Source organism: Asaia sp. Ae19-3, assembly GCF_059801175.1.
Genome location: NZ_JBCHWF010000001.1, coordinates 941,637 through 957,086, shown reverse-complemented (window position 1 = coordinate 957,086; position 15,450 = coordinate 941,637). Strand labels below are relative to the sequence as shown.

9 protein-coding genes and 1 pseudogene are annotated in these 15,450 nt (G+C 56.8%); 4 read left to right on the top strand and 6 right to left on the bottom strand.

The features are described from left to right. Nucleotides 1-12: 12 nt before the first annotated feature. The 4 genes from AAID99_RS04135 to AAID99_RS04120 are packed head-to-tail and all read left to right on the top strand — an operon-like array spanning nt 13 to nt 3,672. Entirely contained in the window at nt 13-906 is an 894-nt protein-coding gene (locus AAID99_RS04135) for a carbohydrate ABC transporter permease (protein WP_332362815.1), read from the top strand. A gap of 4 nt (nt 907-910) precedes the next feature. Continuing rightward, nucleotides 911-1,738, top strand: a complete 828-nt coding sequence (locus AAID99_RS04130) for a carbohydrate ABC transporter permease (RefSeq protein WP_267311279.1) — start codon at nt 911-913, stop codon at nt 1,736-1,738. A 39-nt stretch (nt 1,739-1,777) separates the two neighbouring features. Next, nucleotides 1,778-2,881 carry an ABC transporter ATP-binding protein gene (locus AAID99_RS04125; protein ID WP_188427375.1) on the top strand — a complete coding sequence of 368 codons (1,104 nt, stop codon included), beginning with the start codon at nt 1,778-1,780 and terminating at the stop codon, nt 2,879-2,881. Between the two features lie 17 nt (nt 2,882-2,898). Next, nucleotides 2,899-3,672, top strand: a complete 774-nt coding sequence (locus AAID99_RS04120) for an SDR family NAD(P)-dependent oxidoreductase (RefSeq protein ID WP_188427374.1) — start codon at nt 2,899-2,901, stop codon at nt 3,670-3,672. Between the two features lie 505 nt (nt 3,673-4,177). Here the strand turns inward: AAID99_RS04120 and bcsD are convergent. The 6 genes and pseudogenes from bcsD to AAID99_RS04090 form a co-directional block, all read right to left on the bottom strand. Then, a complete protein-coding gene (gene bcsD / locus AAID99_RS04115) occupies nt 4,178-4,597 on the bottom strand; it encodes a cellulose biosynthesis protein BcsD (RefSeq protein ID WP_188427373.1) in 420 nt (139 codons plus the stop codon). Beyond that, nucleotides 4,594-8,316 carry a cellulose synthase subunit BcsC-related outer membrane protein gene (locus AAID99_RS04110; RefSeq protein ID WP_498493213.1) on the bottom strand — a complete coding sequence of 1,241 codons (3,723 nt, stop codon included), beginning with the start codon at nt 8,314-8,316 and terminating at the stop codon, nt 4,594-4,596. The genes bcsD and AAID99_RS04110 overlap by 4 nt, the downstream gene beginning before the upstream one ends. Further along, entirely contained in the window at nt 8,306-12,949 is a 4,644-nt protein-coding gene (gene bcsA / locus AAID99_RS04105) for a UDP-forming cellulose synthase catalytic subunit (protein WP_498493212.1), read from the bottom strand. The genes AAID99_RS04110 and bcsA overlap by 11 nt, the downstream gene beginning before the upstream one ends. A gap of 43 nt (nt 12,950-12,992) precedes the next feature. After that, nucleotides 12,993-13,655 (bottom strand): annotated as a pseudogene (locus AAID99_RS04100) (cellulose synthase operon protein YhjQ/BcsQ); the annotation flags it as partial. 42 nt (nt 13,656-13,697) lie between these two features. Next, the gene (locus AAID99_RS04095) at nt 13,698-14,177 is read right to left on the bottom strand and encodes a hypothetical protein (RefSeq protein ID WP_498493211.1); all 480 of its coding nucleotides are present in this window, start codon (nt 14,175-14,177) and stop codon (nt 13,698-13,700) included. Next, nucleotides 14,177-15,178 (bottom strand): family 8 glycosyl hydrolase, encoded by a 1,002-nt coding sequence (locus AAID99_RS04090; protein WP_498493210.1) that lies wholly within the window; start codon nt 15,176-15,178, stop codon nt 14,177-14,179. Before AAID99_RS04090 ends, AAID99_RS04095 begins: the two co-directional genes overlap by 1 nt. Nucleotides 15,179-15,450: the final 272 nt, after the last annotated feature.

Genomic DNA, 15,450 nt, shown 5'->3' with positions numbered 1-15,450 from the left:
CGGAGCTTGCCTATGGAAGCCGTCATTACCACACCGGAACGGGTGAAACGTAAATCCGGCGCGGGAGTCTTTCTCTCTCCTGCTGTCATCATCCTGCTGATCTGGTCTTTGCTCCCCCTTATCCTGACGCTCTGGTATTCATTCCAGAACTATAATCTTGTCGACCCGACACTGAAGGGGTTCGCGGGATTCAGTAATTACGTCTACCTCCTGACCGACCCAGATTTCCTCTATGCCCTGCTCAACACGGTTCTGCTCGTTCTGGGCGTGCTGGTGATCAGCGTCGGCGGCGGTATTTTGCTTGCGGTGCTGTACGATCAGGATTTCTGGGGCCGCGGTATCGCCCGCGTTCTGGTCATCTCGCCGTTTTTCGTTATGCCCACAGTCTCGGCGCTGCTCTGGAAAAACCTGATGCTGCACCCGATTTACGGGGTGTATAGCGCGTTCATGAGGGCCATTGGTCTGCAGCCGATAGACTGGCTTGCTCACTATCCGATGCAGACAGTGATGATGATCGTCGCGTGGGAATGGCTACCCTTCGCCGTGCTCATTCTGCTGACCGCCGTGCAGTCGCTCGATCATGAGCAGAAAGAAGCCGCGCGCATGGATGGCGCCGGACCAATTGCCCGTTTTCGCTATATCATTCTGCCGCATCTGAGCCGTGCCATCACGGTCGTGATCATGATCGAGACGATCTATCTTCTCACCGTGTTCGCCGAGATTTCCGTCACGACCTCGGGTGGACCCGGTGTTGCCTCAACCAATCTTGCCTTCCTGATTTTCTCTCGTGCCTTGCAGCAATTCGATATCGGTGGTGCGTCGGCTGGCGGGGTGATTGCCATCATCATTGCCAATGTCATCGCGGCCTTCCTCGTCCGTGCGGTCGCCCGCAATCTGGAGGCATGAGACCATGGCAAGCAAAACGAAACGCCTGCCCAAAATCGCCCTCGGCATCATTGGCTGGGCGGTGGCGTTGTGGATCTTCTTTCCAATTTTCTGGATGGTCCTGACCGGCTTCAAGAGCGAGATGGATGCCATCTCGACACCGCCGCATCTCATTTTTCATCCGACGCTGCAAAGCTATCATGATGTGTTTGCCCAGGAGAATTACTGGCACTTCACGTTCAATACGGTTTTTATGTCCGTTCTGGCGACGGGCGGCGCGCTTCTTCTGGGAGTACCTGCCGCCTATTCCATGGCCTTCTTTCCCGGCAAGCGGACGCGGGGCACGCTGCTCTGGATGCTCTCGACCCGCATGCTGCCGCCGGTCGGTGTATTAGTGCCGGTTTATCTGATCGCCAAATCCACCGGGCTGCTTGATACAGTCATTGGTCTGGCCATCATCAACCTGCTCACCAACCTGCCGATCATCGTCTGGATGCTTTACACCTTCTTCAAGGAGGTGCCGGTGCCCATCCTCGAGGCTGGCCGCATGGACGGAGCCAATCGCTGGCAGGAGATCAGCGTGGTCCTGCTGCCGCTCGCCCTGCCCGGCATCGCGTCGACCGCTCTGCTCTCGCTCATTCTGTGCTGGAACGAGGCCTTCTGGTCTCTCAACCTCACCTCATCGAATGCGGCACCGCTCGCGAGCTTCATTGCATCCTTCTCGTCACCTGAAGGGCTGTTTTTCGCCAAGCTCTCTGCTGCCTCGACGCTCGCTGTTGCACCGATCCTGGTTTTTGGCTGGTTCAGCCAGAAGCAGCTTGTGCGCGGCCTGACCTTTGGCGCCGTAAAATGATCCTGATTGCCCGCCTCTCACGCTCTTTTGGAGTGACCCATGGCCAAAGTTGAACTGCGCGATATCCGCAAGACCTATCACGCGGAAGAAATCATCAAGGGCGTTTCGCTCGACATCAATGACGAGGAATTCGTTGTTTTCGTCGGCCCCTCAGGCTGCGGCAAATCGACCCTTCTGCGCATGATTGCCGGTCTGGAAGAAATCTCAGGTGGCGATCTGATGATCGATGGCAAGCGCGTCAATGACGTCGAGCCCGCCAAACGCGGGCTTGCCATGGTCTTTCAGTCCTATGCGCTCTACCCGCATATGAACGTCTATCAAAACATGGAATTCGGTCTGAAGCTGGCTGGAATGCCGGAGGCCGAGCGACGCCAGAAAATTACCGATGTCGCCAGGACGCTTCAGCTCGATTCCTATCTGAAGCATAAACCCGGCCAGCTTTCCGGCGGGCAGAGGCAGCGTGTGGCGATCGGTCGCGCCATCGTGCGCAACCCCAAGGTCTTTTTGTTTGACGAGCCGCTCTCAAATCTTGACGCCGCACTGCGCGGCCAGATGCGCGTCGAGCTGGCCACGCTGCATCGCCGCCTGAAGGCCACGACCATCTACGTGACCCATGACCAGGTCGAGGCCATGACCATGGCAGACAAGATTGTCGTGCTGCAAAAAGGCGTGGTCGAGCAGGTTGGCTCGCCGCTCGAGCTCTATCATCATCCGCGCAATCTCTTCGTTGCCCGCTTCATCGGTTCACCGCCGATGAATTTCCTTCCAGTGACTGTACGCACCCTCAGTGAGAATGGCATCGCTGTGGCGCTCGATCATGGCGATCCTGTTGTCGTGCCGGTACTGCCGGGCGACAGCGCCTCGGCGGAAGCCATGACACTGGGGGTGCGGCCTGAGCATATTGTGCTCGATCCTGCCGGACAGATAGAGGGCATCATCCGCATGGTTGAGCGCCTTGGCGCGCTCACACTTCTGCATATTGCCCTACCGGATGGCACCCTGATTATCGTTCAGACCGACGGCGATCACGGCGGCGAGGTCGATAGCGCCATTCGTCTGCGCCTGCTCGCTGAAAATTGTCACCTTTTCGACGCAAGAGGGATGGCGCTGACAAAGCTCATGCGCCACCGTCTCGCCGGTTAACTTGAAAGTCTCTTCCCATGTATTTGGAAAAACTTCGCCTCGATGGACGTATTGCTGTCGTTACAGGTGGCGCCCAGAATATCGGTCTTTGCTGTGCCACCGCTCTGGCAGAATTTGGCGCTCATGTGGTGATTGCCGACCTTGATGGCGACAAGGCCGCTGAGTCAGCAAAGAGCCTGACAGAGCAGGGTCTGAAGGCTTGCAGCGTCGCGATGGATGTCACATCCGAAGCCAGCGTCACGCAGGCGGTCGATACCATCGTCTCGAGACACGGCAAGCTCGACATCATGGTGGCTAATGCCGGTATGTGCATTTCCGAGGTCAAGGCCGAGGATATGACTGAAGATCAGTGGCTCAAGCAGATCAACGTCAACCTGAATGGTGTATTCCGGTGCTGTCAGGCCGTCGGCAAGGTCATGATCAAGCAGAAGAGCGGCTCGATTGTCGCAATTGGCTCGATGTCCGGTCTGATCGTGAACCGCCCGCAGGAACAGGCCGCGTATAACGCCTCCAAGGCGGGTGTCCATCAGTATATCCGCTCGATCGCGGCCGAGTGGGCGCCGCATGGTATTCGTGCCAATGCTGTGGCTCCGACCTATATCGAGACCACACTGACACGCTTCGGTATGCAGAAGCCCGCGCTTTATGATCGCTGGATCGACGGCACACCGATGGGCCGCGTCGGACAGCCGGAAGAAGTGGCCTCTGTCGTGCAGTTCCTGGCTTCAGACGCCGCCAGCCTCATGACCGGGTCGATCGTCAGCGTCGATGGTGGCTTCACCGTCTGGTAAGGCTCAGCCCCTCCCTTCTCCCTCGTTTCGTCAAACCGGGGAGAAGGAAGGACTTACTTGAAAAACGTGTACAGGTCGCTGAGCCGATTGGTCTTGAGCGATAAAATGACCCGAAATCATCTCGCTTCAATCAGTACGCGGTAGACCGCATTGTCTCATGTCAGGCTGCGGCCACGCGAAGTTCTGAATGAGCCTTTGTAACGCAGGGGTAAAACGCTGCCGCGCATTCTGCGCCCAAGCCATCGAACGGTTCATGGTATTTTTAGAACCGCTCGACGTGTCAAGCGTCCCCCACATAGCGCGGTCTTTGGCAGCCAAGGGACCAACCGCTGATCTGTTGGGCTATACTCGAAATGTATTCGCATCTTTACAGTGAATGAAAGATCAGTCCCCCAGTTCTGCGGCTGGCCATTTTTGAACCCACAAGCATCAATATGTCTGGCGCCCTCAAGCCTTTAACAGGGCTTGAGGGCACTGTTTTCTCCCATGTTGTAAGATTATTGCCTCAACCCTTGGCGTCAAAAACAAGGATCTCAGATGTTGAGGCGTCTTTATCTTGATGGAGTGTCACCGCCTCGCCGGTCTGCTGAAACCAGCCCGTCAGTAGCCCTGCATAGAAAGCAGCGTACCACTGCCCAGATGGCGTACCGAGCGACCCCAGGCGCAAGGGCTCACTGATGGTGAGTGTGAGACCGTGTTTTTCCTGCGAAAGGGCGAGGGCAATTCTGCCCCATCCCATCAGGTACAAGAGCGCGTTGCATTCGAGCTCAAAATCTTCGGTGGTTTCACAAGCCGGCAGTGGCAGGCGTGTCGCCGCGCGCAGGCCAACGCTTTGGAGAAGCGCATCACGCTCTTCGGCCCCCGCCTGAATATCGAGTTCACTGGCGAGAGAGTGCAGGAAAAGGGAATAATCAGGCGCGGTCATTTCGTCCCCAGAAAGCTGTATTTGGCAGCGACAAAAGCTCTAACTTCATTCCAAGGCCCCGCACGCTGATAATCTGCATTGAGGCTTAGCCTGAGATTGGGCGTCACACGATAATCAACAGTGCCATTGACGCCACCCGTGAGACCATTGCCGGAATCGCCGGACTGATAGGCGTAGAGTGGCGCGATATTGGCAAGCAGATTCTGATCGGCGGCGCTGTTTGGAAAGGTTTCAGCCTGACTGGAATGATATGTCTGATAACCGGCACGCCCGATCACACGCCAGTCAAGCTGCTTGTAAGATCCGGCGTAGGTAACGGGAAAGGTGAATGCCAGGAAGTCTTGAGGCGAGAAATAACCGCCATTGCCAAAACTGAATTTGTATTCGTTACGGTCATAACCAAACCAGGTCAGATCCATGCCGACATGGATATTTTGCGTACCGTGATCCCAGACGCGAACCTGCCCCCCTGCCCCAGCCTCATAGCCCGTGTTGCTTTTGGTATTGCGACCCGTCAGATACGATCCGCCGCCACGGACATAGAGCGAGGCATTGGAATCCCCATAGGCGAGCTGGGCGTAAACACGATTGCGGGCGACCCCACCCCATGTCGCTCCGGACGCGTCCTTGAGGCCGGCGTAAGACAGCACACTGTCCTGCACGGCACGCCGCTCGGCGCCAACCGTCAGGATGGTCTTGCGAGCAATTTGTGGGCTGAATTTGACGCCACCCAGGATATTATTGACCGCAAAGCCGAGCGGCGAGCTTCCGACATCCAGATGCAGCCAGCGCCAATCGTAGGCAGCACTCAGCGCGACACCTGTGGCATTGAACGAGCTACGCTGATTGAGCGCCCCGCCCTTCACAGCAGCGAGAGGGTTATAACCGATATAGCTCGGCCCGGTGGTATCTCCGGAATTGTAGGAACGGCTACTCAAGAAAGTCGGCGTAGCGCCCAATGTGAGATGCCCGGTACCTAGAGGCAGTCTGCCAGAAACATCTGCCGTCACATTGTTAAGACCGCTCAACCCTGAGCCCGATCGCGTATCGATACCCGGGGTGATGTTGACCGAGGCTGCAAGCGAGTCAGTGATCTCGTTTAAATCGCCATCCACACGCCGGATCAGGAGATCCGTATCATTCGTCGCGAGCGTGGCATCTTCTGCAGCAAAGGGGTTGTTGCTTCGATAACCCGCATTCGGGCCCGGGGAAAGCTGCTCGATCCTGAGCAGCCTTGCCTGAGCCAGCTCGCGCACGGCTGCACGGATATTCCCTCTTGCCCTGTCGAGCTGGGCAGCTGCGTACCAGCTCCTCGGGTCTGTCGGCGCGATCGCGTTCATCTGCTGCACATAGCCGCTTGCTTCAGCATAGCGGTGCATCGCTATGACAGTCTCGATGAGGGCGAGGCGGGCATCGAGATCCGCAGGGTCATGTTGCACGGCCTGCAGATTGATCTGATAGGCCTGCGCATTCTGTCCGCCGGAACTGTAAAGCCGCGCCAGAGCGAGGTTCGCCGCAACCGGAGGGCTGGCACGATTGAGCGCTGGCGCGAGAGCCTCATAGGCCTTTGCCCGGTCACCCCGCTCATTCAGGCGATCAGACGTCGATACGGCGAGGCTCGTATCAAGTTGAGTGAGCAATGCCTCTTGCTCTAACGTGAGCGGCCTCGCTCTGGCGGAGGCGATCAGACGGCGTGCTCTCTCCAGATCATGCATATGGAGAAAGGCTCCGGCATAAGCGAGCTCCTGAGCTTGCGTCATGCCAGCGCTCATGCGGCTCATCTGGATTGTCAGCAACTGCGCTGCACCGGTGGCATCTCCCCGATCATAAAGCATGATCGCTGCCTGCTGAGTGAGTGATCCATCGGGGTCGCCGCTATCGAGCAGATGCGCAAAATAGAACCGCGCTGCGTCGCGATCAGCCGGTGCATTGGCCATATCCTCGCGAAACGCAGCACTTCGCAAGACAGCGCGGAGTTGAGGCGTCATGGCCTTTTCAGAAAGAAGCGGCCTCAGGCGTCGAACCGATTGCAGGTCGCCGGTCTGAGCAGAATAAAACAAGGCTGCCGCCACCGCCTGGCTGTCGTTTGCCGATGCTTCCTGAACCAGCGGTGCCATAACGTCATCCGCGTCACGACGCCGGTTTTCCGAAAGCAGAGCCTGCGCATAGTGGAGGCGGGACCATGGCGAAAGCGCGTTGTCGCGATCAGCTCTCTGCATGACCATCAGACGCTCAGCCTTGCTCGGTGCCTGAGCCGCTTCGGTGTCGTATAAAAGAGCCCGAAGCTGGGCATTCGCTATCGGACTCTGCTCCAGCATCGTTCTCGCTTCGTCGAATTGCCGATCCTCGATCAGGGCGCGGACCAGACGCTCACGATAGGAGACATTGCCGGGAGCCGTTCTCACCAGATCACGATAGGCAGCAATGGCGTCGTCGCGACGACCGGTCCGCTCGAGAATATCGGCGCGCATGGCCCGTAGCCAGGATTGCTGCGGTGATCGCGCAATCAGCGGATTGATGAGGGCGAGTGTCTCCGTATAGCGCTCTTTGGCGAAAAGGTAATTCGCCTTCGCATAGGTATCACTCAACACTGCCCCATTGGAGGCAGCGCGCCAGCGGTCGGCAGAGGCAGGATCGGCTGCTATTGCCCGATCGAGAAAGGTCTTTGCTTCGGCATCACGTTTAAGACGCAACAAGGTTACGCCAAGCCCGCCAAGCGTATCGGCATCGTTGGGAGAAAGGGTCAGTGACTGACGAAACGCGGCTTCTGCGCCCGACAGATTATTTTCACGCAGGGCGTCCCACCCCCTCTGGCGAGCCAGTTCGTCGGGGCGGGTCAGACCGGAAATGGCACGCCCGCGCAATGCCTGGATATCCTTGTCTTCCGGATGGGAAACAAGATAGTCACTGATTACGGGATCGGATGCCTTGGTTGCGGGCAGCCACAGTACTGACTGCCTGGTTGTACCATTGATCTGCTGCTTCTGATTCTCAGCCAGGCCAGGCATTTTGGCCAGAGCTTCGAAGCGTTTTATCCCTGCTACCCGGGTTTTCTCATCCCAAACCAGTGATTGAGCATAGGCGATCTGGTACTCGATATTGTCGGGCGATGTCCGGACAAGCTTTGCAAGCCCCTGCTGCGCCTTGCTACGCTGGTCGGGAACACCCGCAAGAGTGCGGTAATATTCCAGCGCATAAAGCGCCGGCGGCCGGTCCGGAAATGCCTTGATATAGGCAGCCGCGGCCTGCGCCGTCGCGCCTTTGCGCGCAAGCTCGCGCGCATTCTGGATGTCGGCTCCCGGTGCCGAGCGCGCCTGCAGATCCATATCGAGCAGACGGCCGGCATCAGGATCCGTGTTCTGATCCCTGATCTGCTTCATGATCTTGTGGGCTGACGCGATATCACCATCTCTCAAGCTCATCTGGCCCTGGAGGGCGAGCACATCAGGGTCGTTCGGCGCCAGTTGTATCGCCTGGTTCAGGGCAATGCGTGCGTCATCGATACGATCATGCTCAAGCCAGTATCGCGCGCGCCGAATGACGGAGGGCACGATGCGGCTGTTATCGGAAGGCTGGAGAACACGAGCAGGTTGAGAGGATTCCTGCCCCCCGTTTGGAACAGGAGCGGCATCACCCTGGGGGGCGGCGTGGGCGTGAACAGCAAGCGTGCAGGCGATGGTCGGTAGCGCCATACGGGCGCGTCGAAATTTATTTGTCACGCTGGATCTCCCTAGCGCGGCGCCTCGCGTGAGACGTCAGAACACGGAAGAGAATTAGTACCCCAAGCCCAACCCCGATCACAGCCAGCAAGATAACCCGGAAAGGATGGTCACCAAGGTAGAGGTCTGGCCAGAACCAGAAGGGCAGCGATCCGACCGCATAGGTCGGCAGGTTACGCGTTGCCAGAACATGGCTGCCGTTGACGATCGACAGATCACCCTGAATCGTGGGCTGCATTCTCGGATCGCGCATCGTCTGAACGAGACGTTCAAGCCCTTGCGGGTTTTCGCTCAGCATCAGCAGCATGGTCGCATCATTTGAAAACGGCGAGCGACGTTCAATTATGGCGCCACCGTCACTCAGCGACGTCGTCGCGTTGAGCGTGCGCAATGGCGTGGCCACTTCGGTTGGCGACGCGCTGCTCAGACTGCGCGACAGAAGGCGAAATGGCTCCAGCAGCATCGAACTGGTGTAATTGAGCGTGCCGCCGCTGAAACTGTAAGGCGTTCCGCGCAGGAAACGCTCCACGGCCGGGGAGCCTGTCACCGTGTCCATAACGATGAGATTGCGCGTTTCATTTTCAGCCACAGCGTTGCTGTGCAGCACCGACACTCCGGACACAGGATAATTGGTTATTGCCCCCATCATACCCATGAGATCCAGAAAGGCCGTATCCGTGCCCTCATTGGGAGACGCAGGAATAACGATGGCTGTATCCGACAGATCGGCCATACGTGTGAACGGGAAACCGGAATTCGCGAAATAGGCCAGGTTCGGGAGCGTCGTATAATGATAGGCACGGCTCAAATCGATCACCGAATCCGGATCGATACTCATTCTGAGATCCTGTGTCATACCGCTGCAGTCGCGCCGCCCCAGAGGGCGTCCTTCGAGGTAGAAACCCAAAGTATTTGCGCCGTAGAGCGTCCATACCGGGATAGATACTGAGGCAGACTGTGCTCGGGACGCATCAGGCCAGAAATGCCTCAGCCATTCCGGCATATCCGAAGGCGGTGCGAGAGAGACGCTTTTGAGATAGATCCCGTTGACGCTGACATCGACATGAGAGCGTTTCTTATCGATTTCGGTACCCAGCGGACCGCGAACCGTGAAGTGCATCGTCAGCGGGCGATCGCGCCATGTGTAGATATCGGGAGTAGTGCGGAAGGGAACCGAGATTGTTCCGGGCACATACCCGTAACCCTGCAGCGAAGAGAGGGATACGAGGTCGCCTATGCGGACCGGCTGAGTGCGTGTGATGAAAGCCGGCGCATCGAATGGGTGCCGCACAGCGGCGGTAACAGCCGGAGCCGCTATGCGAGAGGCATGAGGAAAACCGCTACTGCCGAACACCAGCGAGCGCGCAGCCGAGGAAACGTCTTCATCTGTGCGACCAGTCACGATCAGCACGGCGCCGAAGGGGTCATTAGGATTGAGTTTTTCTAGAATGGTCGGCCCATTGATGGGCGCTTCCCCCGCAAGGTACTCTCCGATGGCATCGGCTGGGCCAACCAGCACTGCGTTTCCAGATGGCGGCATCTGCGCCATCACAGGGAAGCTTGCGCCGCGATAGTTACTGAGCGCCCCGAACCAGGACGCAATAACTGCGGAAGCCTCAAGTGTGTGCTGGCTGCTCTGACGAGACAGAACGAAGGGCACGCGCAACGGCGTCAATATGGCATCGTTGAAGAAGGGCGCAGGCAAGGCCGCGAGATCGCGGGCGGGGGGCAGCGGGGCCGAGGTGATCGAGAGTGTCGATTGCCCCAATATTTTCGCCCAAAGGACTGAACTCGTCTGGTCTCCGCAGCTCAGCGTGTACTGTCCAGCAAAGTGGAAAGTCAGGACGTTGCGCTCTTTGAAAAAGAGAGGATTGACCGGAAAGTTCAGCGGCCCAAATTGCGGATTCGCTTTGTCGGGATGGATCACTCCAACAAACTGGTCATTAAGAAAAATCGTGACGCCACTGCCGGCTGGCAGCATATCCGGTGAAAGCGAGCCGTGCAGTGACAGGGTCGCCGCCGTTACGACTTCAGTAGGTGCCACGCCGAAATTGAGCCCCTGAATCGGTATCCATGGAGTCATGATCAGAGTGTCGGCGCTGCGAAGTTGCTTGAAACTCCATGACGTCGTTCTGGCATTTTCCAGTTCCGGTGCAACGGGCGCGGCGACATTGTTGCCCGAAGAATCGGCAATGACCGGCTCGGACGCAGGAGCGGCCGGGACAGCGGCCTGCGGCTCCTGACTTTTCGATGGCGCGACAACGTGTAACGCCCCCTGCCCGGTCGTGCCGGGGTCAACGGAACCGGCAATCGCAGAGGCGCTTGGCGTTGGCGCCGCGCGAACGGCACTTGGGAGCGGCAGATCCGCCGGGTTTTCCTGCGCACAGGCCTGAGGCACGGCGCCAAAAGCCGTCGCAAAAAGCAGATACGGCAAGACCTGTAACATGCCAGCTTTGGGACGAACGAGCACGGCAGTTTTCTGAGGCACTGGTTGTATGACACGACCCTTGAGCACGGTATTAGGCTTTCTCTGATGAAAGGTCGCTGGATTCAGCAAATCGAGAATGCTGCGCAAAATCAGAATAATGGAACGGAGTAGACTGTCTGGCTTGTAGTCGGCCCAGTTATGCCATGCATCCAGACGCCCGAAGGTGACGCGAATGATCTGGGCTTCCTGCAATATTGTGGTAGGCGCCCAGCGAAGCGCCAGACTACCCGCTTCCGACACGCGTACGATCGACGCCGGAAGATTATAGGTCTCTGCCATATCCTTGACGAACACATTGACATTCCCCGCTTTGGCGAACGGAACGTCGGTTGCCGCACCGTGCATAAGGCACCCTCCGTAGGAGAAATTCTCAGACACGTAGTCGAACAGACGACCGTCTTCCGCACGAACCGTGACCGGCATGCTGATGTTCACGCGCGGCGATCTGCGAACCTGCATGGATTCTCGCCCGATCGATATCGCGGCGAGCACGATAACAATACTGATCGAGATCCAGACAATATTCATCGTCAGAGCGTTTGTGACAATGTAATCGTTGTGGTTGTGCAGCAGACGGAAAACTCCAAAGCCGAAACCCGCCAGAAGAGCGATAACCAGATAGACGTTCGGATAAATGGCGCTCCAGTCGAGATAAGACCGATCCAGAATCCCGCCTTTTTCGGTGACATTGAACTTGCCCCTTCTGGGAAAGAGCAAGGTCATGACAGTGACACGGGCAAGAAATGGCGCAAGCGTCGTTTCATAAACCTCGCTCCAGAGTGAATAACGCCAGTTCTTGTTGGTGCGGGCAGAGGTCAGGACACTGTGAACCAGATGCGGCACAGCATAGACAGCGATCGCAAAAGGCGACGCATCAATGAGTGTCTGGCTGAACAGAAGATACGCCATGGGGGCGACGAGAAAGATCAGCCGCGGTATGGCAAAAAGAAAGCTCGCAATAGCAGCGAAATAGCAAAGGCGCTGTGCAAAATCGAGGCCCGGGCCCATGAGCGGGTTATCGAGACGAAATATCTGCAACATGCCGCGAGCCCAGCGCATGCGCTGGCCCACATGCAGAATAAGGCGCTCGGTTGCCAGCCCAGCAGCCAATGGTTTTGCGAGATAGGCGGTAGACCATCCCCTCCGCTGCAGTTTCAGCGCGGTATGCATGTCTTCCGTCACCGTCTCGATCGCGACCCCCCCGATTTCCTGCAAGGCACTTCGACGGATTACAGCGCAGGAGCCACAAAAGAAGGTTGCGTTCCAGAAATCATTCCCGTCCTGGATCAAGCCATAGAAAAGATTGCCTTCCGGTGGCACGAAGGCGCCGTGGGAAAAATTGCGCTGAAACGGATCGGGCGAATAGAAATGATGCGGTGTCTGTATCAGCGCGAGACGCTCATCGGTCATGAATGGACCCACGGTCTCGATAAGAAAGTTACGCTTGGCTATGTGATCGCAGTCAAAAATCGCAATGAGATCGCCCTTGGTCAAGGTCATCGCATGATTGAGATTGCCCGCCTTTGCGTGCGTATGCTCTGAGCGCGCAATATAGCCAGCGCCGCAGGATTCTGCGAACTCACGAAACTCATCGCGATGGCCGTCGTCCAGAATATAGACATTGATGCGGTCATTAGGCCAGTCGATCCCCATCGCTGCCAGAACTGTCTGCCTTACAATCCGCAACTCTTCGTTATATGTCGGGATATAGATATCGACGCTAGGCCATGACGCCGTATCGCTCGGCAGAGGGGCTACCTGCCTTCGCAACGGATGAAGGGACTGAAAATAGCTCAGAATGAGCATGATGAACGCGTATATCTCGGCTGTGACAAGGATCGTGCCAAGCACGGTCTGTGTCCAGGAGCTGAAATTCAGCGTCTCGGTAAGGCGCCAGCTCAGGTATCTGAGCGAGACGATGATCGATAGCCCCTTCAATGCCAGCGTCGCACGGGGGCCAGGATAGCGATTGATATACAGAAACAGGCCGATACCGATGAAACAGACGATTGTCTGGCTCGCAAGCGTAAGATGCACGAATGCAGCGAGAATGACGCAAAGCAGCGCCACTGAAATCAGTGACGTTCTGAGAGTGGATCTGAAAGGCGACCGGCTGGCGCTGTCGATCCAGTTCTGCAGCCGCACGTGAGTGGGGTGCGTAATGATTGATGAGTTTCTGGCTCGCGAAAGCCTCACCAATATGCTCATCCCGATAAATCGTTCCGAGAAGCATGGGGCCGAAACGTCTGACCAGTTGCGGCATCGCCATGGCACTGACCCGGTTCATGGGATCGAAGCGATTTATAACGACGCGATGGTCGAACCGAAGGGGTGTGGTCGCGTCGAGCTGGTAGCAACTGCCTGCGTGGATCTCAGGCACCAGTGAGACACATGACGCCTCAGGCGTCATCACGGTCACGACCATGTCTGCAACGGGCAGAATAGACGAAAAAGAGACAGAATAACCCGGTGATGTATCGACAATGACAATCGTATTCGGCTGCTGAGAGAGCGCAAATACTTCCTGGGCAATGAGACTGGGTCGAAGCTGCAGCGCGTGCTCAAGCTCGGCCTGCACCCTGACCGGTTGAGATCCATACGGATAAACGATCACGTCGTGAGGGCTCGGTTTCGCGGCTTCAATCCAGGGGCGTCCCGAAACGATACAGCTACTGATCCCGAAACGTTCCGACATGGGAATGCCGAGATGCAGTCGAAGCGCATTCTGCGGATCGAGGTCGACTGCCACCACTCTGGGCGCACCCGCGCGCCTGACTTCATCAGCCAGATGTGCCGCTACCATGGTTTTTCCAACGCCGCCCTTTGGGGAGGCCACACATATCAGTGTCATTAATTCTTCTTGTTTCCAGCAGACAATATCGGAAATTACGTTTCAGCGTCGGAACATGCCTCGCAATCGATTTTGTCCTGCAACGCGCTCCGTGGCAGGGGTGCGAAGAGTGGCAAACACGTCTCGCAAGGGCATTTTTCGCCAGGCGAGAGCGATTTCCGACTTCACCGGTGCGGGATCCTGAAAGGTGTTCTTTCGAAGAGACGTTGATTCGATGTTTTTGTTGAAACCGAGGCTCGTCGCACTGCCCGATAAGGGAAGGCTTTTCCCGGTCACGCTACCGCCGTTGGGTGCTGCCAAGGTAGAACTACTGGCAACATTTGCGTTGAGCAAATTGGCAAGAGCTGGCGAAGGCTCGGCACCCTGCGATGCAGGAGCCATATCGAGAGGCGCTTCCTGCGTCTCATTTGCCGGGGTTTCTGAGCTAAGCCGGGATAATGCATTAAAATCAGGATACTCCTCTCCGGAAGGCGAAGGCTCACCATCGAAAGAGTCTTCAAGAATTCTGAATCTATCTGGCATTATACCATCTCCATCGCGGCTATCCGCGCTTGCAGTGTCAACGAAGCCGAGTAATAGTCACCGCTCTCCTTGACGCTTGGCAATTTTGGAAGAGCATCAGGGCCGTTCAGCGCGAACTGATAGACGGCCCTAAAGCCGGGCGGCGCGTTATAGTTGGAGCGCTCTCCGGTTTTCACGTCGATCCATCCTGGCAGGCCGTTCATCGTGTAATTCTGGCTTACGGCGTAGAGCGCCTGCGACAGGGTGGCCGGCATCCGGTTGCCCCATTTGAGGTAAAGCGGAATCCGAATTGCATCATATGAAAATCGCGGCGGGAAACCTGAGGCAGGCGTGAGGCGCTCGGACTTGCGATCGATCATCAGCCAATCCGGGGGCAGCCCCCAAAGGCCAAAGCGGCTGCTTTGCACAAGCTGCTGCCCACCATCAATGAGGCTGTTCCAAGGGCCTGCCGGATCGAGCCTAGCCGCCCGAACGAGTGCCGGAATATTGTAATAGGAGAGATTGACGGTCACACCCTTGGGTCTGTCGAAACCGCGTGCACCTGGCAAAAGAACGAGCCTGCTGCCAATCTTTCGAACGCACTTCCGGCCTAATTCCTGCACAATCGCCTGCGCCTGCTCCGCGTAGTCCTCCCTCGCCCATAGTATCGCCGCACGACGCAACGCCCAGGCAATCATGAGGTCACCATCCGAGGCATTATTGGTGTCGGTAACATGCGGCATAGCTGGCACCCAGCGCCAGCTGTGCAGGTTTCCGTCCTTGTGCTTGAGGTTATCTTTCGTCCAACTCAGAATGCTTTCGAAAGATTCTTTGTCATTGAAGGTCGAGGCGAAAAACAGCCCATATCCCTGCCCTTCTGAGTGGGAAACATTATTGTTGCCATTATCAACAATTCGTCCTTCGGGGAGAAGGAACTGTTTTTTATAGATATCCCAGTCCGGATCGATTGCGGCGGCCCTGCTGGCGTTGGAAGCGCCAAAGCTCGTAATGGCAGCGCTCAAGGCCAGAGAATTTCGGCAAAACATACGTCTGGACGGTGAACGAAGCATTAACGATCTTTCGCCTTAATTCGGCGGAGAGACCTCCGCTTTATAGAATATCCTTCTATATAAGACCCCTTTTCGTCAACACATTGCGTTGACCGTGAAATTTTTTAACTTTTTTGTCATGATATCGAATTAAAAGCCTCAGTAATGTTAATTTCCGTTTTTGGAAAGTCGAATTCGCGAATCAAAGTCACAGAAGAAGGACGGCAGCGTGCAGGTGTCAATTA